The sequence below is a fragment of the Hymenobacter translucens genome, assembly GCF_020685205.1.
In the GTDB taxonomy this organism is placed as follows: domain Bacteria; phylum Bacteroidota; class Bacteroidia; order Cytophagales; family Hymenobacteraceae; genus Hymenobacter; species Hymenobacter translucens.
In genome coordinates this window covers 70,521-93,823 of the sequence record NZ_JAJERB010000012.1, presented here as the reverse complement: position 1 = coordinate 93,823, position 23,303 = coordinate 70,521, and the positions used below count along the sequence as shown (strand labels likewise).

The 23,303-nt window shown below is 60.8% G+C and carries 21 protein-coding genes; 12 read left to right on the top strand and 9 right to left on the bottom strand.

The features are described 5' to 3' along the window. Positions 1-101: 101 nt before the first annotated feature. Positions 102-584: a hypothetical protein gene (locus LJY25_RS20260; RefSeq protein WP_227610296.1), complete on the bottom strand. Its 483-nt coding sequence runs from the start codon at positions 582-584 to the stop codon at positions 102-104. A 379-nt stretch (positions 585-963) separates the two neighbouring features. Here LJY25_RS20260 and LJY25_RS20255 point away from each other — a divergent pair, with 379 nt between their 5' ends. The 8 genes from LJY25_RS20255 (at position 964) to LJY25_RS20220 (ending at position 10,115) form a co-directional block, all read left to right on the top strand. After that, positions 964-3,237: a heavy metal translocating P-type ATPase gene (locus LJY25_RS20255; RefSeq protein ID WP_227610295.1), complete on the top strand. Its 2,274-nt coding sequence runs from the start codon at positions 964-966 to the stop codon at positions 3,235-3,237. A gap of 3 nt (positions 3,238-3,240) precedes the next feature. Next, entirely contained in the window at positions 3,241-3,618 is a 378-nt protein-coding gene (locus tag LJY25_RS20250) for a cupredoxin domain-containing protein (RefSeq protein ID WP_227610294.1), read from the top strand. 9 nt (positions 3,619-3,627) lie between these two features. Then, positions 3,628-4,251, top strand: a complete 624-nt coding sequence (locus LJY25_RS20245) for a helix-turn-helix domain-containing protein (protein WP_227610293.1) — start codon at positions 3,628-3,630, stop codon at positions 4,249-4,251. A 99-nt stretch (positions 4,252-4,350) separates the two neighbouring features. Then, positions 4,351-4,965: a DUF305 domain-containing protein gene (locus tag LJY25_RS20240; RefSeq protein ID WP_227610292.1), complete on the top strand. Its 615-nt coding sequence runs from the start codon at positions 4,351-4,353 to the stop codon at positions 4,963-4,965. Between the two features lie 426 nt (positions 4,966-5,391). Next, complete coding sequence (locus LJY25_RS20235) at positions 5,392-5,856, top strand: DUF6122 family protein (RefSeq protein ID WP_227610291.1); 465 nt, start codon at positions 5,392-5,394, stop codon at positions 5,854-5,856. Positions 5,857-6,033: 177 nt separating this feature from the next. After that, positions 6,034-8,313 (top strand): TonB-dependent receptor family protein, encoded by a 2,280-nt coding sequence (locus LJY25_RS20230; protein ID WP_227610290.1) that lies wholly within the window; start codon positions 6,034-6,036, stop codon positions 8,311-8,313. 110 nt (positions 8,314-8,423) lie between these two features. Next, complete coding sequence (locus LJY25_RS20225) at positions 8,424-9,059, top strand: DUF305 domain-containing protein (RefSeq protein ID WP_227610289.1); 636 nt, start codon at positions 8,424-8,426, stop codon at positions 9,057-9,059. A gap of 72 nt (positions 9,060-9,131) precedes the next feature. Next, positions 9,132-10,115 carry a DUF4396 domain-containing protein gene (locus LJY25_RS20220; protein ID WP_227610288.1) on the top strand — a complete coding sequence of 328 codons (984 nt, stop codon included), beginning with the start codon at positions 9,132-9,134 and terminating at the stop codon, positions 10,113-10,115. 86 nt (positions 10,116-10,201) lie between these two features. On the opposite strand, the gene LJY25_RS20215 is transcribed toward LJY25_RS20220, so the two are convergent. Then, the gene (locus LJY25_RS20215) at positions 10,202-10,753 is read right to left on the bottom strand and encodes a heavy metal-binding domain-containing protein (protein WP_227610287.1); all 552 of its coding nucleotides are present in this window, start codon (positions 10,751-10,753) and stop codon (positions 10,202-10,204) included. A 210-nt stretch (positions 10,754-10,963) separates the two neighbouring features. On the opposite strand from LJY25_RS20215, the gene LJY25_RS20210 reads away from it, so the two are divergent. From LJY25_RS20210 to LJY25_RS20195, 4 genes are all read left to right on the top strand, one after another. Further along, positions 10,964-12,214: a hypothetical protein gene (locus tag LJY25_RS20210; protein WP_227610286.1), complete on the top strand. Its 1,251-nt coding sequence runs from the start codon at positions 10,964-10,966 to the stop codon at positions 12,212-12,214. Positions 12,215-12,226: 12 nt separating this feature from the next. After that, positions 12,227-15,547: a dsDNA nuclease domain-containing protein gene (locus LJY25_RS20205; RefSeq protein WP_227610285.1), complete on the top strand. Its 3,321-nt coding sequence runs from the start codon at positions 12,227-12,229 to the stop codon at positions 15,545-15,547. A 274-nt stretch (positions 15,548-15,821) separates the two neighbouring features. After that, positions 15,822-16,148: a helix-turn-helix domain-containing protein gene (locus LJY25_RS20200; RefSeq protein WP_227610284.1), complete on the top strand. Its 327-nt coding sequence runs from the start codon at positions 15,822-15,824 to the stop codon at positions 16,146-16,148. Then, positions 16,145-17,482 (top strand): type II toxin-antitoxin system HipA family toxin, encoded by a 1,338-nt coding sequence (locus tag LJY25_RS20195; RefSeq protein WP_227610283.1) that lies wholly within the window; start codon positions 16,145-16,147, stop codon positions 17,480-17,482. Before LJY25_RS20200 ends, LJY25_RS20195 begins: the two co-directional genes overlap by 4 nt. Positions 17,483-17,616: 134 nt before the next feature. Here LJY25_RS20195 and LJY25_RS20190 read toward each other — a convergent pair whose 3' ends face one another. The 7 genes from LJY25_RS20190 to LJY25_RS20160 form a co-directional block, all read right to left on the bottom strand. Next, positions 17,617-18,000, bottom strand: coding sequence for a hypothetical protein (locus LJY25_RS20190; RefSeq protein ID WP_227610282.1), 384 nt, complete (start codon positions 17,998-18,000; stop codon positions 17,617-17,619). A 16-nt stretch (positions 18,001-18,016) separates the two neighbouring features. After that, positions 18,017-18,556, bottom strand: a complete 540-nt coding sequence (locus LJY25_RS20185) for a hypothetical protein (protein WP_227610281.1) — start codon at positions 18,554-18,556, stop codon at positions 18,017-18,019. A gap of 6 nt (positions 18,557-18,562) precedes the next feature. After that, entirely contained in the window at positions 18,563-19,450 is an 888-nt protein-coding gene (locus LJY25_RS20180; RefSeq protein WP_227610280.1) for a hypothetical protein, read from the bottom strand. Positions 19,451-19,477: 27 nt separating this feature from the next. Further along, positions 19,478-20,893, bottom strand: a complete 1,416-nt coding sequence (gene traM, locus LJY25_RS20175; RefSeq protein ID WP_227610279.1) for a conjugative transposon protein TraM — start codon at positions 20,891-20,893, stop codon at positions 19,478-19,480. Positions 20,894-20,906: 13 nt separating this feature from the next. Further along, positions 20,907-21,815: a DUF4138 domain-containing protein gene (locus LJY25_RS20170; protein ID WP_227610278.1), complete on the bottom strand. Its 909-nt coding sequence runs from the start codon at positions 21,813-21,815 to the stop codon at positions 20,907-20,909. 27 nt (positions 21,816-21,842) lie between these two features. Next, on the bottom strand, positions 21,843-22,607 hold the full coding sequence (locus LJY25_RS20165; RefSeq protein WP_227610277.1) for a conjugal transfer protein TraK: 765 nt from the start codon (positions 22,605-22,607) through the stop codon (positions 21,843-21,845). 65 nt (positions 22,608-22,672) lie between these two features. Next, on the bottom strand, positions 22,673-23,302 hold the full coding sequence (locus LJY25_RS20160; RefSeq protein WP_227610276.1) for a hypothetical protein: 630 nt from the start codon (positions 23,300-23,302) through the stop codon (positions 22,673-22,675). Position 23,303 lies beyond the last annotated feature (1 nt).

Sequence of the window (23,303 nt, the reverse complement as noted above, 5' to 3'; positions counted from 1 at the left end):
GAGGGGGGCGCAGCTAGGCACCGGGCGGACACGACAACGCAAAGGCCCGCCCCGGACATAGCAGAGCTATGCCAGGGCGAGCCTAGTGCGCGTCAAATCAATCAGACCGTCAGGGACTGAATAAAGATTCGGATGTCGGGTATTTTAGGGGGCAGGTGCTCGCGGAGCACCAGAACGACCGAGTGCGTGCGGTCCCACTCTCCGGCAGCAGGCCGGAAAAAGAAGTCGCTGCTGGCCGGCAGCAGGGCCGGCGCGGACGCGAGCAGCTGCTTTTCGCCGGGCGTGGCGAGCGACTTAAGTATAGCGGCCGAGTTGTCCTTGCAGCAGTCATCCTGGCCCGCGGGCTTGGAATTGTGCTGGGCATGGTCGTGCTTGCCCTGCGTTGACTTCGGCTGGGCCGGGCCGTTGCCGTGACCGTGGCAGCCGGGATGCGCAGGCTTCTGCGGCGGGGTGACCTTGGCCACCGGGGCCGCCGCCACCGGGTTGATGGTTGCGCAGTAGCACTGGCCCACGAACACGTTGACGAAGACGAGCAGGAAGCTCGTCGCCAGCAAACGGCGGAAGGGGAACAGGCTACGGAACATGAGAGGCGCTAAGCAACCGCAAAAGTAGACTTCTCCACGAAAAGGCGGTACCGCCTATTTACCCCATTTCTAAATAAAGAGTTTCCGGGCCTTCCATGCGGGTTGCTGCTCAACCTTGAAAAATGGACTACAAAGGGCCACCGGGGCGTTTTAAGCGGCGGTTAAGCGAAACGCCCCCCGTTAACGACCGCAAAATTATGCAAGCCTTCGGCCGGATTATGTAAATCCATTATCAACCCTCTGCGTGCAAATTATGCAAGTTTCAAGTGAGATTCCGTACTAACATCGCCGCAGGGGCGCCGTTCCTTTGTAAGGAGCTTTCTAGCCTGGGGAACAACGTGTTTCCCGGCCCAATGCAGCATCATAGCTGCTTATTTTTATGGAACCAACAACCAAGACCGAAACCCTCGACATTGAAGGCATGACCTGCGCGTCCTGCGCGTCCTTCGTCGAAAAGTCCTTGACCCGCACGCCCGGTGTGCAGCGGGCCATGGTCAACTTCGCCACCGAAAAAGCCACCATCGACTACCTGCCAACTCAAGCTACCCCGGCTACCCTTAAACAGGCGGTCGTCAATGCCGGCTACGGCGTCACCGATAGAGCCCCCGATACTTCAGCGGCCGACCGGCAAGCCGAAATCGACCAGCAGAAAGCCCTGGCCTACGTCAAGCTCAAGCGCCGCTTCTGGGTAGCCACGGTGCTGGCCATCGTGATTATGCCCTTGAGCATGCTCATGCTTTGGCCCGCGATGATGGCCCGCGTGAACATGCAGTGGCTGAACTACGGCCTGCTCGTGCTCACGCTGCCGGTGCTGCTCTACAGTGGGCGCGAATTCTTCACTTCGGCCTGGAACGGCTTCAAGCACCGGGCCGCCAACATGGATACCCTGATTGCCGTGGGTACCGGGGCAGCGTTTCTTTATAGCCTCGCGGCCACCGTGGTACCCGACTGGTTTATGCGCCGGGGCATCATGCCGGAGGTGTACTACGACACCACGGCCACCATCATTGCCCTGATTCTGCTGGGCAAGGTGCTAGAGCTGCGGGCTAAGACTCAGACGTCAGCTGCTATTAAGGCCCTGATGGGCTTGCAGGCCAAAACGGCGCGCGTGGTGCGGCCAGATGGCCAGGAAGTGGACGTGCCCATTGAGCAGGTGCAGTTAAACGACCTCATCGTAGTGCGCCCCGGCGAAAAGGTGGCCACCGACGGCGTTATCGAAGAAGGCAATTCGGCCGTGGATGAGGCCATGCTCACGGGCGAAAGCCTACCGGTGGAGAAGAAAACGGGGGACCCGGTGTTCGGGGCCACGCTCAACAAGACCGGCTCCTTCCGCTTTCGCGTGACCAAAGTAGGGGCTGATACCATGCTGTCCCAAATTGTGAAGCTGGTAGAAGATGCCCAGGGCAGCCGCGCCCCCATTCAGCGGCTGGCCGATAAGGTCAGCGCCATCTTCGTGCCCACGGTGGTGGTCATTGCCATCCTCACCTTCGTGCTGTGGTTTGATTTGGCTCCCGTGGAAGCGCGCCTGCCTTTGGCTCTGGTCAACTTTGTGGCCGTGCTCATCATCGCCTGCCCGTGTGCGCTGGGGCTGGCCACGCCCACGGCCATCATGGTGAGCACCGGCAAGGGCGCCGAGCACGGCGTACTGATTCGCAACGCCGAAGCGCTGGAAAAAGCTCACCAGGTCAACACCGTACTGCTCGACAAAACCGGCACCATCACCCGTGGCGAGCCGGCCGTGACGGACTTCGTGCCCGCGGAAGGGCAGGACGCCGGCAGCCTCCTGCAAGTAGTCGCGGCGGTAGAGCGGCAATCTGAGCACCCGCTGGCTGAAGCCGTGGTGCGCTACGCCGATGCCCAGCAAGCCCCTATCATTGCCGCCACCGGTTTCCAGGCCATCGAAGGCAAAGGCGCGCAGGCGTCCGTGAATGGCCAGGCGGTACTTATCGGCAACTTCCGCCTGCTCGATGAGGCCGGTATTTCGCTTTCATCCGCGGTGCGCCGGCAAGCCGACGAACTGCTGGGCCAGGCCAAGACCGTGCTCTACGTGGCCATTAACCAGCAGGCCGTGGGCCTCATCGGCGTGGCCGACACCGTGCGCGAAACCTCGGCGGCGGCCATTAAGCGGCTGCAGGGCATGGGCATCGAAGTGGTGATGATGACCGGTGATAACCCCCAGACGGCCGCGCAGGTGGCCGGGCAGGTGAGCATCAAGCGCTACTTTGCCGAGGTGCTGCCCGCCGACAAGGCCGGCAAAGTGAAGGAGCTGCAGGCCGAGGGCCGCATCGTGGCCATGGTGGGCGACGGCATCAACGACGCGCCGGCCCTCGCGCAAGCCGACATCGGCCTGGCCATGGGCGGCGGTACCGACGTGGCCATGGAAGCGGCCGGCATCACGCTCATGCGCTCGGATTTACAGGGCGTGGTCACGGCCATCGAGTTGTCGCGCCAGACGATTCGCACCATCAAGCAGAACCTGTTTTTCGCCTTTATCTACAACACCCTGGGCATTCCCATCGCAGCCGGGCTGCTGTACCCCTTCTTCGGGCTGCTGCTCTCGCCCATGCTCGCGGCCGGGGCTATGGCCCTGAGCTCGGTGTCGGTGCTCACCAATTCGCTGCGCCTGCGCAGCTTCTCCCCTGCTAAAAACTAAGCTATGGATACCCCCGAAATCATTGTAACGCTGACGGGCCTGGCCCTATCGGCCTTTGTCATTTGGTATTTCTTCTTCTCGGCTCGCCAGACGGCCAGCGCCGTTTCCACCGCCAGTGGCGTGCAGGAAGTGGACATCACCGTCAAGGGCGGCTACTCGCCCGACGTCATCGAGGTGGAGCGGGGCAAGCCCGTGCAGCTGAGCTTCTACCGGGACGAGGAAAACTCCTGCTCCGAGGAATTGCTGATGCCGGACTTCAGCATCCGCCGCGACCTGCCTGCCTTCAAGACCACCCTGGTGGAGTTGCTGCCCCAGCAGGCGGGTACCTTTACGTTCACCTGCGGCATGGGCATGCTGCGCGGTAGCCTGGTCGTTAAATAGATGCCGCTCATGAACTCCCAACTCCGCTCCGGCTTTACGCTGCCCGCCCCCGGCACCCACCGGCTGCTGATAAAGAACATGGTCTGCCCCCAGTGCATCCGGGTGGTGACGGAGGACCTGACGGCCCTGGGCCTGCAGGTGCACCGCGTGGTGCTGGGCGAAGCGGACGTGAGCACCGCCGACGGCCAGGAGCCGGACCTGGAGCCCGTGCGTACCAGCTTGCTGGCGGCGGGCTTTGCCTTGCTCGAAGACCCGCGGGCCCAGCTGGTGGAGCAAATCAAGACCCTGCTGGTGACGCTCATTCACTATCCCGAGCCGGGCCCGCGCCTGCTCACCTACTCGGATTACCTGGTCCAGCACCTGGGGCGCGACTACCATTACCTGTCGCACCTGTTTTCCTCCGAGGAAGGCCTGACCATCGAGAAGTTCATCATCCGCCAGAAGGTGGAGCGGGCCAAGGAACTCATCGGCTACGGCGAGCTGAGCATTGCCCAGGTGGCCGGACAGCTGGGCTACAGCTCCCCGGCCCACCTCTCGCGGCAGTTCGGGCAGGTGACGGGTTTGACCCCTACCGAGTTTCAGCGGCTTGGGCCTGCCAGCCACGCCCGGCGCAGCCTGGACTCGCTGCTATAGCCGCCGAAATTATGCAAGCAAAAAGGCCAACGGTGTAAAAACCGGACCGGTAGGCAGGGCGTTTATAATGCTCACCATCAGACCCCACCGACCGTGCGCATGAACCGCTTATTCCGTTTGCCTATTTACTCCCTGCTTGTGCTGGTTTCCCTGTTTTCGGCCTGTAAAATGGACCACGACATGGACGACATGAAGCACGACTCTCCGCTGATGAAAATCATGATGGACATGATGACGCAGATGGACGCGCAGGCCAAGACCCAGGACCCCGACCACGACTTCGCCGCCCAGATGGTGCTGCACCACGACGCGGCCATCAAGATGAGCGAGGAAGAACTTCGCGCGGGCAGCAACCAGGAGATGAAGACCATCGCCCAGGACGTTATTACCAAGCAACGCGCCGAAATCACGCAATTCAACACGTTCCTGAGCGGGCACCAGCCCACGCAGCCGCTGGTGCCGCAGTTCAACCAAATCCAGAAAACCAACATGGACCGCATGATGGCCGCGAGCAACGCCCGCGCCATGACCATGCGCACCGATGTGGACTACGCAGCGATGATGATAGACCACCACCAGGCGGCCATCGACAACTCGGAGGCGCTGCTCCAGCACGGCCGCAACGCCACGATGCGCCAGCTGGCGCAGGCCATTATCGCCGACCAGCGCCAGGAGATTGCCACGCTGCAAAACTGGCTGACGCGCAACCGGTAATACCGGCTTTGCTCCACGAAAAAGGCAGCTCTTGCGGGGCTGCCTTTTTCATTTCCTGTAAGCAATGACCGACTAGGTCGTTAGCGGGCTTCTTTCTTGGAAATGTTGACCTTGCTCTGTTTGTCTGTTTTTCGCTACCTCTTTTACCTCTGCCTTGCCGCCAGCCTGGTTTTAACTGGGTGCCGGTCATCCGCCGTGGTTCCTAAGTTTCCCGCGACCCCCGGGTATCACCACCCGCGCTTGGCCCAGCGCGTTGACTCGGCCACGGTCGTCCCGGCCCCTGCGCGCCCAAGCACCCCGCCGCGGCGGACAAAGGTGGCTGTGCAGCCTCCGGTCGTGAGCCCGCAGGTCCCTGTGCCCCGGGTGGAAAGAAAGCCGGCTGGCGAGCTGGGCCAGAGATATGCCAAAGCAGCGCCCGGAGACACTGTGCGCCGCGCTACCCAGCCGACGCCACCACGCGGCCTGCGTCGGCAGTTCCCGACCAAACTGTTCAGCGCCCAGACGCTGGTGCATTACAGCCTGCACTTTCTTTTCCCGGCCGTGCTGGCGCTGGTGTTCTTCCCCGCGATGTGGCAGGCCGCCTACCTGATGATGTTGGCCACGATGCTCATGGACTTGGACCACCTGCTGGCCAAACCCATTTTCGACCCGCTGCGCTGCAGCGTGGGGTATCATCCCCTGCACTCTTTTTACGCCTTCCCGGTGTATGCGCTGCTCCTGCTGCTGCCGGCCTTGCAACCGGTCGCCGTGGGCTTGCTTTTCCACCTGTTCACCGATACGGTGGACTGCCTGTGGAACTTTAGCCACTGCAACGAGTGCTACCTCAGCTCCCGGATTTACGCCTTGCGCAACCGGGTGAAAAAGCTACTGGGCCGTGAGGTGGTCGAGTAAGTCAGCGTATTACAGAAGGCTAAGTTGAAGATGTACTTCTGCGTGCCCGTTTACGACCACTGGGTAAGTGCTTGCAGTAGGCCCGGAAATTATGCAAGGCATAGTTAAGCTTTTCTTATTTGTAATCATTCCAAATAAGCCGACCTTTGTGGCATCTTACCAAGCAAAGGTCACCTGATGTTCCCCATTTCGCGCTGTTCTCTTGCCGTTGCAATCGGCAGTTTTGCCCTCTCTACCCTCGTTTCACTCCCCACGGCCCAGGCCCAGCAGGCGCCGGCCCCGGACACCACCCGCCGGCAGACGCTCACCGAAGTCACCGTGACCGGTGCGGCCCCGCACTTCGCCGCGCCCGTGGACGGCACCACCATCACCGCCGGCCGCCGCAATGAACTCATCAAGCCCCGCGAGGTGAACGCCAACCTGGTGCAGAACAACATGCGCCAGGTGATGGCCCGCGTGCCCGGCTTGATGGTGTGGGAAAACGACGGCTCGGGCCAGCAGATTAACGTGGCCACCCGGGGCCTGAGCCCCAACCGCAGCTGGGAATTCAACACCCGCCAGAACGGCTACGACATGAGCGCCGACGCCTTTGGCTACCCCGAGGCCTACTACAACCCGCCCATGGAAGCCGTGGAGCGCATCCAGCTGCTGCGCGGCGGCGCCGGCCTGCAGTTCGGGCCCCAGTTCGGGGGCTTGCTCAACTACGAGCTCAAGCGCGGGGCCCGTGACAAGAAAGTGGAGATTGAAACCAGCAACACGGCCGGCTCCAACGGCTTGTTCAACTCCTACAACGCCGTGGGCGGCACCGTGGGCAAGGTGAACTACTACGCCTATTACCGCCACCGGCAGGGCAACGGCTGGCGTCCCTCCAACCAGTTCACCGTCGACGACTTGCACGGCGACGTGCACGTGGCCCTCACCGAGCGCCTGACCCTAAACGCGGAGCTCACCTACCTGACAAACCGCCTGCAGCAGCCCGGCGGGCTCACCGACGCGCAATTCGCGCAGGACAGCCGCCAGAGCACCCGGGACCGCAACTGGCTCAGCACCCCCTGGCTGATTCCGGCCCTCACCCTGGACTACAAAGCCAGTGAGCGCACCCACCTCAACCTGAAGACCTTTGGCCTGGTGGCCGCCCGCAACAGCGTGGGCTTTGTGGCTGGGCTGCCGGCGCCCGACACCGTAAACCGCCGCACCCGGCAGTTTGCCGCCCGTCAAGTGGACCGCGACGACTACCGCAACTTGGGCGCCGAGTTGCGCCTGACCCAGGACCTGGACTTTTTGGGGTACACCCACACGTTGGCCACCGGTTTGCGGGCCTACCGGGCCACCACGCTACGCCGCCAGCGCGGCACGGGCACCACGGGTTCGGACTACGACCTGAGCTTGAGCGGCAACGGGCTTTTCACCAACGAGTTTGATTTCACTACTACCAACGGGGCGGCGTTTGCCGAACTGCTGCTGCACGCCGGCACCCGCCTGAGCATCACGCCGGGCGTGCGCTACGACTACCTGCGCAACACCAGCACCGGCTACCTGGGCCGGGCCGCCAATGGCATTGAAAACCGCTTGCCCGACCAGTCCAGCCAGCGCCACGTGCTCTTGTACGGCCTGGGTACTGAATTCATCGTCTCCCCTACGACCAACCTTTACGCCAACTATTCGCGCGCTTTTCGCCCCGTGCTCTTCGGCGACCTGGTGCCGCCGGCCACGGCCGACGTCATCGACCCCAACCTGAAGGACGCCCGCGGCTACACGGCCGAAGTGGGCTACCGCGGCACGTACAAGAACTGGTTGCGCTTTGATGTGGGCTACTTCTTCCTCAACTACGAGGACCGCATCGGCACCATCCGCCGGCCCGTGCCCGGCGGCACCGCCGGCCAAACCCAGCAGTTCCGCACCAACCTGGGCCGCACCCAGACCCACGGCCTGGAAGCCTACGCCGAGCTGGATTTGATTCACTCGATTACCGGCAACTTCAACCTGCCCCACCTCGACCTGTTCGCGGCCTTGAGTTTGCTCGATGCCCGCTACGGTAACCTGCCCGTAACCACGCTCACCGGTATGGGCCCCGGCACCCAGATTGTGGAAAGCAATTTGGACGGCAAGTACGTGGAAAACGCCCCGCGCCAGACCCTGCGCACGGGCCTTACTTTCGCCCACAAAGGCGTGTCGGTGACCGGGCAGTTCAGCCACGTGGGCAAGGTGTACGCCGACGCCAACAACACCGAGGAGCCCACGGCCAATGCCCAGACCGGCGCCATTCCGGCCTACCAGGTGGCCGACTTCTCCGCCACCTGGAAGCTGGGCGCCGAGGGCCGCTACTGCCTCAGTGGCGGCGTCAACAATGTGTTCGACGCGCGCTACTTCACGCGCCGGGCGGGTGGTTACCCCGGCCCGGGCATCCTGCCCGCCGACGGCCGCACGTGGTTTGCGGGCCTGGGTCTCACGCTGTAACCGCGGCGTTGAACTCGGAAATTATGCAAGCCTGGGTGGGATTGTCGCAAATCCACGCCCGGGCTTTGCCGTTTTTAAGGGTAGCTACTTTTCACTAACGACCGCTACCCATGAACAAGATATTTCGAATGCCCCTGCTCGCGCTGAGCCTGCTCGGGGCTACCCTTTCCGTCACCAGCTGCGACAAGGACGACGACAACGGCCTGGAGCTCATCGGCCACGACGAGAGCGTGTATATGCGCAACATGCACGAGGGCATGGCCATGATGGAATCCATGCCCAAGACAGGCGACCCGGACAACGACTACTCCAGCATGATGATTATGCACCACCAGATAGCCATCAAAAACAGCCAGGAGGAGCTGAAAAGCGGTAAAAGTGCCGAGATGAAGGCCATGGCCCAGACGATTATCGACAAGCAGCAGGCCGAAATCGCTCAGTTCAACGCCTTTCTGGCCGGCCACCCGGCGCACGCTCCGGCCGTGCCCGAGTTCAACGTCCTGCAGATGATGAATATGATGCAGATGATGAAGGCCGTGGATTTGCGCCCCCTCACCGGCGACCCGGACTTCGACTTTGCCCAGCTGATGATTGACCACCACCAGGCCGCCATTGAGAATTCGGACGCCCTGCTAAAGTTCGGCCGCGACAACGCCACCAAGGTGCTCGCCCAGCAAATCATCACCGACCAGAAGATGGAAATCAAGATGCTGCAGGACTTTCTGCTGGCCAACAAGAAATACTAGGACTTCCCTTGCTCGTATCCCTAAGCAGCGAACCCGAGGGTTCGCTGCTTTTTTACGTTAATTCCCATCCCTATGGAAATGCACAATACCCCCTGGGCCCCGGACTGGGCGCTCTGGCTCTGGTTTGGCCTGACCCTGCTCTCCGTGCTCTACGTGGCCTGGGACCTGTTTACCCGCACGCCCGAGATGAAGGTCATGAAGTGGGGCTGGGTCCTGGTCACGCTCTACACCGGCCCGGTGGGCCTGCTCATCTACTGGTTTTCCTGCCGCGAGCCCGCGCCGGGCACCCACGAGACGTTTGTGGCCCCGCTTTGGAAGCAGGCCGTGGGCTCCACCATTCACTGCGCGGCGGGCGACGCGACGGGCATCATCGTGGCCGCTGCCCTCACCGGCTACTTTGGGCTGAGCATGGGCGTGGACATCTGGATAGAGTATGCCGCGGGCTTTGTCTTCGGCCTGTTCATCTTTCAGGCCCTGTTCATGAAGGACATGATGGGCCTGAGCTACGGGGAGGCCCTGCGCCAGTCCTTTCTGCCGGAGTGGATATCCATGAACGCCATGATGGCCGGCATGCTGCCCACCATGGTGATTCTGATGACCCGCGACATGCGGGCCATGGAAGCCACTTCGCCCTGGTTCTGGGCGGCCATGTCGGCCGCGACGCTGGTGGGCGTGGTGGTCTCCTACCCCGTCAACTACTGGCTGGTTAAAAACCAGCTCAAGCACGGCATGGGCACCGAGCGCGCCTTGGGCAAAGGCGGGGCGGCAATTGAAGAAGTCAGCGCTTCGGCGCATGCCGGCCATAGCATGGGTAGCATGTCGCACACCGCATCTGCAGCCACTGCGCACGCGGGACATGCCATGGCCGCGATGCCCATGAACATGGAAGGCGGAGCCCAGGTGTCGGGCTTGCGCAAAGCGGTGGTTACTCTGCTTACGCTGGTGATGCTCGCCGTCGGCTACTGGCTGGCGGCCCGCTACGGCGATTTGTCCATGCGGCCCGGCGTGCCGATGGAGGCCATGCCTGGCATGGACATGCCGGGCCACCGAATGTAAATAGCCAGCGCGGCCCCAAACAAGTCATAGGGCCGCGCTGGCTAAACCAGTAGGTAAGACGAAAGCCTACAACGGTTAAGCAGCTTTTAGGCTTTCTTCACGAGGGCCATGCCGCACTTAGGGCAGCTGCCGGGCTTGTCGCTGGCACTGCCTTCGCACTTCATGGGGCATTCGTAGGCCGTGCCGGCCACCTTGCCGGCTTTGGCGGCCGCGTCCAGCTTTTCAAACCGAGCGCTGAGCGAGCTGCCGTTGGCTTTCACACTCACGATGGCCGTGCGCAGCATCGAGCCGGCGGGCAGGGCGGCCACCAAATGGTCGCCGGCGGCCGTGAGCTTAACCGTGCTGGTCTTGCCCGTCGTGCTAAGGAGCATGACCGAGCCGGTGGTGCGGTCAACGGCCAGGGAGTTCTCCTTGCCGTCGAGCAGGTACACGTGCACCTCCTCGGCGTGCTGCACCAGCTCGATGTGGTACTTGCCCGCCGTGCGCACCGTGCCCCCGTGGGGAGATTTGTGGGCGTGGGTTTCACCGGCGGCCTTGTGGCCGTGGGCCGGGGCACCGGGCTTGTGGCTGTGCTGGGCCGAAAGAGAAAGCGGGGCGGCGAGCATCGTAGCGGCCAGCAGGAAGTGCGAAGTTTTCATGAGGGAAAGTTAAGGGAGTGCGACCAGTGGCCCATGGTGGGAATAACGCCGGCAATGGTTGCTCGGGTGGGCAGTTATCATCATTTGTGCCAGTTTCATCGGAGACAAATAACCGAACCGACTGGAGGAGGAAGGAGGCGCCTGATTTGAGTTGACCGCGATTGCGCGCTTCTGTGCATCTTAGCTGCTTTATTGGCCTTACGCTCCTTTATGTCCGCCGCTCTACCGCCCCTTATCCAGCAATACAAGGCCGATTCCGAGTCCGTTTACAACACCTGGTTTATCAACAACGAGGAGCGCCTGAAGGCCTTTCGCTCCATCCGGCGCGGCGTGCAGCAGGTGGTCAAGGACATCAAGGCCGGCAGCTTCGGCAATGACTTTAAGGGCACCTCGCTCGAATTCGTGCTCAGCGTCATCAGCGAGCAAAAGCAGGTGTTTCAGGGCGCGGCCCACCCCTTCTACTGGAAGCCCAAGCTGCGCATCCCCGACATCTACGAGCACGAGGACAACAAGCGCGCCTTCGGCCAATTCCTGGAAAGCTGCCTGGCCGCCACAACCGAGCAGCAGCTGCTCAAGGAAATAGACATTCTGGACCGCCGCAAAATCAAGGGCCTGGGCCCGGCCGTGGCCAGCATCCTCTACTTCCTGCACCCGACCTTGATGCCGCCCTGCAACACGGCCATCGTCAACGGCTTCAACGCCTTGTTCGGGGAGAAAATCAAGCTCGGCTCCTGGTCCGAGTACCTGCGCATGCGCGACCGATTGCGCGACCTCAATCAGGAACACCGCCAGCACCTGAGCCTCGACTACGGCGCGCTGAGCGGCCTGCTCTTCGACGTGGGCGTAAAAAAGATGATTGCCGGCGACCAGCAGTTCGCCACCGACGAGGAGCGCGACAAGTACCAGCAGCAGGCCCAGAAGCGCCACAAAGAGGTGCAATCCGAAGCGCAAGAGGAAAACCAGCACACCGAGATGCAGCACCATTTGCTGCGCATCGGCAAGGCGCTGGGCTGCGACGTGACCACGGCCATCAACGACCGCAACCGCCTATGCGGCGGGCAGAAGCTCTCGTTTCTTTGCCTCGACCAGCACCCCGAGTTGCCGGTGCCCGCCGACGTGGCCAGCACCATCCGGCTCATCGACATCGTGTGGTTTGCGCCCGGTACGAGCCGTGTAGTGGCCGCTTTCGAGGTGGAAAAGAGCACCAGCATCTACAGTGGCATCCTGCGCCTGACGGACCTGGCGTTTTCCATGCCCGAGAACGAGACGGCGTTGTACCTGGTTGTGCCCGATGCCCGCGAGAAGGAAGTGCAGGCTCAACTCTCGCGGCCGGCCATCCGCGCCGCCGGCGCGACCATCCACTACATCCTGTTCTCGGAGTTACGCCAGCACTGCGAGGCGCTGTGCAAGTTTGGCGACTCGCCGGCCGCCATGCGCAAGATTGCGCGTTCCGTTAGCTAAGGTCTTTACCAAATGAGCATTGCCAAACTCTTCCTGTTTGCAAAAAATACCGATGCCAGCGCCTCGATGCGTGGCTATCAATATCAGGTGTTCAAAACCGTAGAAACGTGGCTTGAAAACTATCTAGACCACGTTGACGAAGCGATATATTGCGACTATGAAGAGGATATCTTTCAGCACAACGAGCTTACGCAGGCGGCTACGTTCCGCCAGCTGAAGCTGTACTCAACCCCTTTTTCCTTTCGTAGCGAGGAGATACAGAAGGCGGTGGCGCACTTCTTCATGCTGCACGTGAAAACGGATTATGCGGCCAAGGACAAGGAGTTTGTTTTTGAAGCCAACAGCCGCGTTGCAGAGCATCGCGAGGGCAATGAGTCGGATTTACTGCGCCGCTGGGTGGCCAGCCAAGGAGCCCTTCCGGATGCCCTGCTCACCGAATGTGCCACAAAAGTAAAGGCACTTGTCACATCTTATGTGGAGGAGCGTGCCACGCAATTAGCTGACCAGCTTGCCGAAAGGCTAAAGAAGAAAGCGGAGGACGCTCAGGCCGTCTTGGTGATAGCGGCCGAAGAGCAGGTATTACAAGAAGCAGTGGCTGTTTTTCAGAAGCTTACTGACCAAGACTGGGACGATTTTACGCGCCGAATCAAATGGCGTTTTGATGGCCTGAGCCCGGACGAGGCCTTCAAGGGCACCATTGCCCGCCTCGAAGAACTGGTGGCGCAGCTGCCAGACATGCCTAGGGAGCGGCGCAAGGGCTTTTTGGGCATGTTGTGCATGCGGGTAGACATTAAAGCTTCCGAGCAGGCACCCGAGGACCGCAAGCTGGTGAATGGGGAACTCACGAACCTGCTGCTCCAGGCGGGCACCTTGGAAGACCTATGGTACCACGAGGTATTTACCAAGTGGCAGGAAATCGGTCAGCCGGCAGATTTTCGCCTCGGTGAATTTTACGAGGTGCTGCAAGCTGTTTCCTACTGCCGTGCTGCCAAGAATCTGCAGTCCCACGACGCGTTCTGGATTGGCTTGCTCACTTGGTACATTTCGGAGTTGCAACAGCAGCCCGAATTTCGAAAAAAGGGGCTCTACGAGCTAATCTGGCTCCGGATGCGGCCCACGGAGTATTTGGCGCCTGCCCTTGGCGATTTGTTCGGGCTGGAAGACCACATCCGGGAATATTTCAGCAACTTCTCCGCCTTCACCGCCGCCGGAGATTTCGAAGATATTCAAAGCCTGCTTTTCCTAGTGATGGCCTCGGCTTTGAACGAAAAATCCGCGCTCACTACCGAAGAAACCGCCGGTTGGATGCAACAATTCAAGCTGCAACTGGACCAGCTCCTGAGTCAAACGAGCAATCCTTCGGACCTGTGTCGGTTACTGGAGTGCTCCGCTAATCTGCACTTTTTTGCGGGGAGCCAAGACCGGAGCGAGGAGAACGTCGCCAAAATTATGGCGCCTTTGGAGCAGCTGCTGGCAAATGTAGACCAGGCCCGGCTCTACAATGCCACGCAGTTGAGCAACCGTCTCCACACTCACATTCGCCTGTTGATACAGGTGGATGAGGAGGGAAACGAAGTCCTGATTGATGCTTTCAGAGAGTTTGTCGGCCGACTTGATGCCGTGGTCGAAAAGAAGCGGGGTGCGCATGAGCGGGCCCGCCGGCTAGTGGTTTCAGGCGCCGCTTACTTGGAGACTAAAACCCCCACTGCCCTACTCAAAGCACTCCGGGATTTTCACGAGGCCAAAGCGTTGTGGCTACAGGATGAAACGTTCGAGGGCTATACCCTGGCCTTACTTAATATCGCTCAGGTCTACGGCGCCTTGGACATGCACTTCGCGGCAAAGTACTATGGGCTGTGGGCCACGTGGGTCAGCTGGCAGAAAGGCAGCCGTAAGCTAGTTAAGCGAATTGCTCAGGGAATCGGCATGGTTTTCCACGCTGATTTCGTCCAAGGCGCTTGGTTTAGCGCCCTGCTGGACTTTGAGCTTTACATGATGTCGCGACACGAGTTCGACCCCGAACCTATCGACGCGGAGGGGGCCGAGATGCCCCAGAAAAGCATCATGAATTATGGCTTTCTGTTGTATGCCGCGCCCCTTCTGGCCCCGGAATTACAGGTCATGACGCAAGCCAAATTATCTGAGGCCGGGTACTTAAAAGAAGAGTACCTGGATGAGTTGCTGGCCGTACTTCAGGCTGACTTACCAGAGCCTAAATTACGAGCTGGCCTTATCAAGAATTTTGCGGATGCGCCGCTGAACGACATGGGCCCCGAGCGTACCGTTCGGTTTCACGCTTTGGGAATAGAATGGCACGTGCGCTTTGCCAACTCGTACGAAATGACTGCCCTGGGCGAGGACTTCTGCGCCATGCTTCAGGTGTTGCTGGTGGAAATAGCGCTTTCCAAGGTTGACTTTCATTTGCCCAGCGGCCTTGTTGACCTCACCCTAGAAATTACCGATACCCCACGCGAGCCCGAACAGTTGCCGGATAATGGAAAAGCAAAGTGGAAGGCCTTTGTGCATCGGGTTGACAGCTCTGACTATGAAGAAGTAAAACTGGGGGTTGCATTCGTCAGCGTCGCGCTCAAAGCCATTCTGCAGGACATCAGCTTACTGCCAGTGGCCGAGTATAACGAGGCGTTTTGGGGTCTCTTTACCGAGAGTAACCTGGGTGCAAAATCAATGCAGGCAACCTCCTACCAGCGCATGTACCGGTCGATGTTTTCCGAAAAAGCGTTCGGGGCGTTTGGTCGCGATACGTTTTCTGCTTTGCCGGCTGTACCCGACTTCCCGTTGATTAACCTGTTCATGCAGCCGAAAGCAGGTCCCAGCAAGAAATACAATCCTTCAACCGCTGTCCAAAACATTGGAAACCGGTTTCAGAAAGCAGTTCGCAACATCCATCAGACACTTGCCCGCCTAAAGCTGGATGCCGGCTATGGCTCCTGGCTGCAAACACTTCGGGAAGAAGGCTGGCCAGACTGGCAGATTGTTGTGGCCATGATGAACTTCATGCTCTCCTACAAAGCCAACCGACTACTTGAAGGGCGGAAGTTTGCGACGCCAGCGGAACACCAAGCTGCCTTGAAAGTAGAGTTTCAGCGCATCTTGGAGCGAGACGAAGTAGAACTGCAGATGGAGTTTCCTCTGCAGGCATTCCAATCGGCTGAGTTTAGAATCAGCTTGGAGCAAATGCCCATAATTTCTTTAAGCGCCTTCGGTTTGGAGAACCACGCCCGCTTTCCTAATCCTAGTGCAGTGAGGGAATTCATGAATGAGCGGTTTAATGTGCAGACCGATGTCAACGACGAGCACAATCCCTTGTTGTAACTACTTGCTCCTACCTTTCAGCCGAAGCAAATAAAGGAACTCAGATTGTATTCTGATTTCCTTATCCCCTTACAGTGAAGGGTTTCCGTTAAATAAATGAAAACAAGTTTTATAATGCGACTTTTACGTATCATTAAGTAGTAAATAAGCCTTTAATGAGAAGCATGCGTATCATTATTGAATAGCTAGCTCCTTTGCTATTGACTTCGTTAATGGTACCTTTACGTTGCATTAACAAGGGTAGTGGCAGTTAATGCTATTTAAAAGTGTCTTTATGGACTGGTACGCTTTGTCAGACGTAGCTGCGGTTAAAGAAATTGGCCGCAACCTGCAGCTTATTCGGCTGAATCAAGACATCTCGCAGCAGGAGATGGCAATACAAACAGGCTTGAGCCGACGGACCATCAGCCAGGTCGAAAACGGCCGGCCGGCCTCTACGCTCACGCTGGTGCAGCTGCTGCGCGCTTTGGGGCGCCTCGATGTGCTCGAAGTGCTGGAAGAATCGGCCACCATCAGCCCCTTGCAAGCGGCGCGCCTGGCACGCCAGCAGAGGCAGCGGGCCAGCCGCCGCAACGAGGACTCTTCAATAATGGGATTATGAGTACGCTGATAACGGCCACGGTTTCTATTTGGGGCCAGCGCGTCGGGTACGTGCTATGGGAGGAAAAACGTCGGATTGGCGTCTTTGAATACGAGCCTGCCTTTGTTCGCACGGGACTGGAGCTGGCGCCGATTATCATGCCGCTGCCAGTAGGGCGTAAGTCGCGCAAATTTGACTTTGCCACCCTTAACCGGGAAACCTACCAGGGACTGCCCGGCCTGCTGGCCGACAGTCTGCCCGACCGGTACGGGCGTCAGCTTATTGACGCTTGGCTGGCCTCCAAAGGGCGGGACGCATCTTCATTTACGCCCGTGGAGCATCTGTGCTACCTCGGCCACCGGGGGATGGGCGCGCTGGTGTACGAGCCGGCCTCGCAGCCCGCGCTGGAAAAAGGAGCCTCGCTGGAAGTTGGGGAACTCGTGAAATTCGCCCGGCAGGTGCTGACCAACCGGGAAAGCCTGCACACGTCGCTGGGCACCAACGCCACCGAGGGGCTGGCCGAAATCATCAGCGTGGGTACTTCCGCCGGTGGTGCCCGCGCCAAGGCCGTAATTGCCTATAACGCCACCACCAAGGAAGTACGCTCGGGACAGGTCGATGCCCCCGAGGGCTTTGCGCACTGGCTGCTCAAGCTCGATGGGGTGACCAATGCCAGCTTGGGCGACCCGGCCGGATACGGCCGCATTGAGTACGCTTACCACCTGATGGCCCGGCAGGCGGGCCTGCAGATGACCGACTGCCAGCTACTGGAAGAGAACGGCCGGGCGCACTTCATGACGCGGCGATTTGACCGGGTGGCCGGCAGCCAGCGGCTGCACATGCAAACACTCTGTGGGCTGGCACACTTTGATTACAACAAGCCCGGTCTCTATACATATGAGCAGGCGTTTCAGGTCCTGCGGAAGCTCCAATTGCCGCACCCGGCCGTAGAGGAGCTTTACCGGCGCATGGTGTTCAACGTGGTGGCGCGCAACCAGGACGACCACACCAAGAACATCTCCTTCCTGATGAATCCGGCGGGCAAGTGGAGCTTGTCCCCAGCGTACGACGTGACGTATTCCTACAACCCCACGGGCGAATGGTCCAGCCACCACCAGATGTCGCTGGCGGGTAAGGTCGATGATTTTACGGAAGAAGATTTTCTGCACCTGGCCAAGAGCGTGCAGGTGAAAAAGGCCCGGGAGATAATTCAGCAGGTAGTCGACGCGGTAGCCAGTTGGTCTACTTTTGCGGCCAAAGCCGGCGTGCCGAAGAAACAGCAACAGGCTATTGCCAAAACGCACCGCCTGCAGCTCTTCAAAGGCCTTAATCAGCTGAGCCCTTCGGCATCCTAGCAGTATCGATACCACTGGGACGCCGAAGGGCTCAAGGGAAATTCTTTCGGACTACTGCATGCCCCTTGCCTCGCGCACACTGTGCCAAGGAGGCGGCATTTTTCAAGGGGGCAAGTAGCGGAAAATTACCTCCCCTACTCCCCAATGACATACACGGGAACGGCCTGCGCGTCGACGCCCCGCCCCGTTGCCTTTTTCACCTCTTTGCCATCCAGTAGGATAGCGCAGGTTATCTCCGAGGCTGCCGTGCCCCCATCGATGCTGGCAAGGATAGTAAGGTTATCCCCTTGCTTCATGGTGCGCTTAAAGCGGTAGGTGGTCGGCAGCGCCGTAGTGCCCAGCGTCGTGGTGCCGCCACTTTCGTTGGTATAGCTCACATAGTCCGATTCCATGGCATTGGAGGTGACCTTGTATTCCACCTGATACTCTTTCGGCCCCGAGGGCGTAGCATCGTTGTCTTTCGAGCAGCTCGTGGCCAGGGCCGTGCAGCTCAGCAGTAGAAAGGCAAGTCGTTTCATAGTTCAGAAAGTAGAATTAGCGAAAATGGTAGCGCAGACCAACGCCGGCCATGCCAGGCCATTGGTCTACCAGTGGATTATTGAAGAGGTAGCCTTTGGTACCGGTGGCGACCAGCGAGAGCCGGTTGCCCAAGAAGAAATCGGCTTCCAGGCCGGCTTGGGGGCCATAGGTGAAGCGTTGCGGTTCATTTGAGTCATTGGCCGCCTCACCCGTGCCATTCTGATTGGTCCACTCGTAGCCGGCTCCCGCGCCGAGCAGCAGATGCACGTAGGCGAACTCCCCGAGACGAAACAGCTGGGGGGAAAGGAGCACCCGACCCTGATATACCGAGTATTCCCCGCGAGTGGCCAGATGGCCGGCTTCATAACCACCGCTTAGGCGCAAGGCCAGGCGATTGGTGAGCATGGGCGTGTAGCTCAACTCGTAGTAGTCACCCTTTTCGGAGCGGCCGACGTGGGCACCCCAGCTTGCAATGTGTTTAACGTGGCGCTGACCGGAGGCCGGCAATATGCCAGCCCCCGTCAAGAAGAGCACCACTAGAAGTAGGTTTTTCATATGAAGCTAGCGGGGCCGGTTACGGTCCATTTTGATGAGTGCGTTCCGGCTCAGCGTTGAGGCGTACACCGCTTCCGCCGCTTGGTGAGCCGGTCCCGCCTGCGAGGCTTCCATGAACAGGCGGTCGCCCTGCTCACGCAGCTGCATGGCCTTGATCATATTGTCATTCGAGGAGTTGAGCGCGGCCATCCGCTCCCCTTCCGTCATGGCGTAGCGGCCCGGGTTTTTCAAAGTGGCCTGCATCTCCACGCTTTGCGCGGTCATCTCGTCGGCAATCTTGTAGTAGTTCACGGCCATGGCCAGCTTGCGCTTGGCCATCATCTCCTCGGCCGCGAACAGCGAAACCGTCGATTCCTCGCGCTTGGCCTGGTACTGGTCGCTGGTCATGTTGCCACTAGGGTCGGTTGAGCTGGACCCAAAGCGCGAAAACACGTCGTACATGGTGTTCACGTCCTGCGCGGGGTTGGTCAGCTGCAGGGCCTGCCGCAGGCGCTGGGCTTTGGCATAAACCGGCATCATCTGGTTGGTTTGGCTCCGGCCCGACATGGCCAGGGCCCGCGCAAACAGCTCCTGCGGGTTGGAGAGGCGCAAATCCTGGATGCTTTGCACCTTGCGCAAGTCCGCCTGCACCTGCTTCTGCAAGTCCAGGGCTTCCTGCGTCAGGCTGCGGACCTCACTGGTAATGTCCTTGGTGACGCCGGCAATCTGGCGGGCATCCTTGACGACCTGGTAGTTTTTGACCGTTTCGGTCCACTGCGCGAGGCGCTTGGCGAAGTCCCCAATGTGCACGCCCATGTGCACGGGGTCGTTAACGACCATCTGCGCCCGGGCTTGTCCAGCCGGGGCAAGTAGCAACGCGACGGCCACGAGGGCCGGAAAAAGAGTCTTTTTCATGGTTGTAGAATGAGTGAATGGAAAGGGTTAGCGTCCCGACGCCGTAGCCGGCCCCAGCTGGCCGGCGGCGGCCGTGGTAATCAGGATGGGGTAGCCGTCGGGCAGCAGAACTTCCCGCAGCTTGGTGCGGGTTTTCGGGCGGCTGAGCACGTTCATGGCCACGCGCCCGCCCACGCCCACCACCGAGTTGGCGGCCGAGGCCGAGCGGTCGATGGCGGTACTCACTTCCTGCATAGACTGCTGCTGCAGGTCCTGGCCGGCGAGGCTGGCATCCTTGGCGACCCGCTTGACCGGGTCAATCATGATGCCCGGTAGGTAGTTGTAGTCGTAGATGCTGGCCGCGACCCGGGTGGGACCGAGGCGGTTGACTTCCAGCATCACGTTGTTGGTGCCCACGCTGGCAATGCCGGCAAAAACAGAATTCTTGGGGAAGGTCACGCCCGACACCACGGCGTCTTCCTGCAGGCGCAGCAGGACCACCGAGCCGGTGCGCACCTTCTGCTCTCCGTTGATGACGCACTTGAAGAACACGTCCGGCGTGAGCTCGGCCTGGCTGCCCTGGGCCATCATCCGGGCCGAGTTGCCCACCTTGACGGTGTTGAAGCCATCCCGGCCGGCAGCGTTGGCGCGGTTGGCCAGAGTCTGCGCAGCCGCTTTGGGGTCGCGAAACCGTTTGCCGGTCATGCGCTCGTAGGCGGCGCGGGTTTCGGGTGGCGAGGAACCCAGCATGGCCAGCACGTCCGGGTCCGTTTCAAACGGGGTGCCGTCAATATCGGTCGCGGGCAGCAGCCCGGCCCGCAGGCCCCGCCCAGCCCGGTAGCTCGCCCGGCGGGCCGAAGCGCCTACCGCTTGGCCGGGGCGACGCCGAGGGACCACCAGCGTTTGCGCGTGGTACGAACCCGTCGTGGGGTCTTGCAGGGTCGTTTCAATCGTGTCCACGTCGGCCGCGGCTAAGCGGGCCTCCTCCTGCCGGCGTCGGGCGGTGAGGGTAGCCGCCGCGGCCCGCCGTTTGCGGCGCAGGGCCTGGCCCAGAGTGTCAGCTACAAACGCTTCTACTACTTCGTCGGTGTTGGGGCGAACCGGCGTGCTCTGGGCCTCCTGCTCCAGCCGCCGCTGCTGCTCGATTTGCGCCGAGGGCGAAACAGGGGCGGTGGGCTCAGTGGGCGCGGCTTTGATTTCGGGCTCGATGTTTTCCGAAGCCGCTGCCACGACTTCCTTCTGCTGCTGGGCGGCCTGCGTGGCCGAGCGCAGCCAGAGAAACAGCCCCCCGGCGACCAGCAAAACCAGCAGGCCGGTCAGAGGTATCCAGTTGTTGCGCAGCAGCTCCAGCGGAGTTGCTTTCGGCTTGTCAGCAGTAGGCCGGTCCACTGCTAGGCGCTCCTGGCTGTCGTGCTCGGCCGAGCCTGTGGAATGAGATTGAGTATGTTGGTTTGCAGGTTCCATAAGTGGGGCTGGGTTAGATGGTGGAAGCCCGATTAATGACCCGCGACGGCACCGGCAGCACCAGCACCCGGGCCCCGTTCAGCTCGCGCAGTGTCACTTCCAGGTAGCCCCGGTCGGTGGCCGCGTAGAGCGGAATGGCGTAGGTCAGGTAGCCGGTGGTGCGGCCCGATACCACCTGGTTGGTCCCGCCACCCGAGGGGGCCAGCGGACGGCGCGCTTCGTTCTTTTTCTTGGCCAGAAACTTCTTTTGGGCGTTTTCCACCAGCTGGAAGTCGGTGAAATCGACGTTGTAGTCGATGGCCGAGTGGTTGATGACTTTGAAGCGCAGGTAGGTAAAATCCCGGTCGTTGCGCACGTTGGCCAGCGAAAGCACCAGGTCGTTGTCGACCACGGCCACCGCTTGGTGTTCCTCCTTGGACTTGCGCAGCGCGGAGAGCTTGCCCTCCACCGCGGCTTTCTTTTCCCGCTCTTTGTCCAGCGCCAGCTCATTCTCCGGCGCCGAGCCCGTCACGGAGCCCGCGCCATTGCTCAGGCCCAGAGCCCCGTCTTTTTGGAAGTCGTAGAGCTGCAGCACGGGCCGGTTCACGTACACAAGCCGCCCCATCCAGTACTTGCTGCCGAAGCGGATGAGCATGGGGGTCGGCGGCGCTGACTTGCGGCGGGCGCGCACAAACACGGCGTTGGCTTCAATCTTGACCAGGTAGTTATTGGCCATGCCCACGTCGACCAGCGACACGGGGCCGCTGAACACGAGGTAGGTGGTGGAGCTGTCCGACACGGCCACGTCCAGCAGCGTGGGCGCGCCGTGCACCGCGGAGGAGGACGGCCGCAGCAGGGCCGACGTGGCAGAAGTGGTTTGGGCTGAGCTGACCGAAGCCAGCAGCACCGGCAGGCCCAAAGCCAGCAGAAGTTTAGACAACATAGAAATACGCTTTAGGAGGGAAGAGACTTATTTGCCGGGCGATACCGGAGAGGCTTGACCAGGGGCCACTGGCGAGACCGGGGCGATGCCGGCGTCGGGAGCCCCGACTCCCGCGCTGCGCTGGGCTTCCTGCAGGGCCCGCTGCCGGTCGGCTTCCTGCTCTTTCAAGGCTTGCAGCTCCTCCCGCGACACCTGCGGGTTGTAGGGGATGTAGTCGAAGTTGGTAATCAGCAGGCCGTAGGGGTTGGCATCCGAGCGGTTGGTTTCGGCCAGGTTGAACTTGGCGGCCAGCGGCAGGGGCTCCTTTTGCTCGCCCCCAATGAAAATGCGCTGCTTGATGTAGACCCGGCCCGACCAGGGCCGATGGTTCATGTCCACGAGCACGCTGTCCACCGTCACCACGTTGCGGGCGGCGTAGCGCTCGTAGTTCTGCAATACCTGACCCCGCGTAAATCCGTCGTAGATGCGACGGCCCCCGCGGCCTTCAATGAGCGGCAGGGCGGCATCCAGGTTGGTTTTATAAGTGTACTGGTCGTGCCCGAACATGGTCAGCATGAAGTTGCGCACCAGGTTGCGGGCCTCGTAGGCGGTATGCGTTTCGGTGGTGGGCGCGGAAAGCGCGGCCACCGAGCCGGTCTGGCCGACCACGTACACGCGGCGGCCGCTGTTCTCGTAGGCGCGGTACACCAGAAAGCCGGCGGCCAGGGCCACGAGCAGCAGGGCCAGCACGCTCCCCATGGCGAGGTTGCGCATGGTGGAGAAAGAGGTACTTAGGTTTTTGGCAGAATCCATTGCAAATGCGGGTTAAGTCATCAATAGTTGATGTAGGAGGCCAGGATTTTTTCCCCACCGCCCCCTTAGTTGGCCAGGGGCAGGGAGATTTGCAGGCCCCGGTAGGGATAGGTTAGCAAGCCGGGGTCCTTATCGCCACCCGGGCTGGCGTAGGCGTAGAGCACCCCCTGAACCGTGACGGGCTGCGCAGGCCGCATCGGCACCACTTGGCCGCCCCGGTCGATGTCGCTGATGAAAAAGCCACGCAGCGAATCCCGGGCAGAGGGCAGCTGCAGATTGCCGATGCCAGGCTTGCTCTTGCCAAAGCCCATCGGCTTCCAGCGCAGCACGGCTGCAAAGGGGATGCGGTAGCCCGGCCCTACTTTGGGGTAGCCCCGCTGGGCGCTCCGCAAGCCGGCCGGCAGGGCGAGGATGGCCGCGACCGGAGCTTGGCTGGTAACCGAAACCAGCTCCAGGTAGCCTTCTTCGGGCAGCATCTGGGCGACCCCGGGCTCCACGTTCACTGCCGACGCCGGCAGGGCCGGAGGCAGGGTAGTGGCGGCTTTCCAGGCATTCGCTTTGGCTTGCTCCGCGGGGCTGCTGGCGTTGGTTTGCAGGGCGTCGACAAGGTGCGTGGCCGCCTTCTCCTCCTGGGATTGGCAGGCGCTGGCCAGGCCCAGGGCGAACAGGGCCAGGTAACGGGTTGAATGATTCATC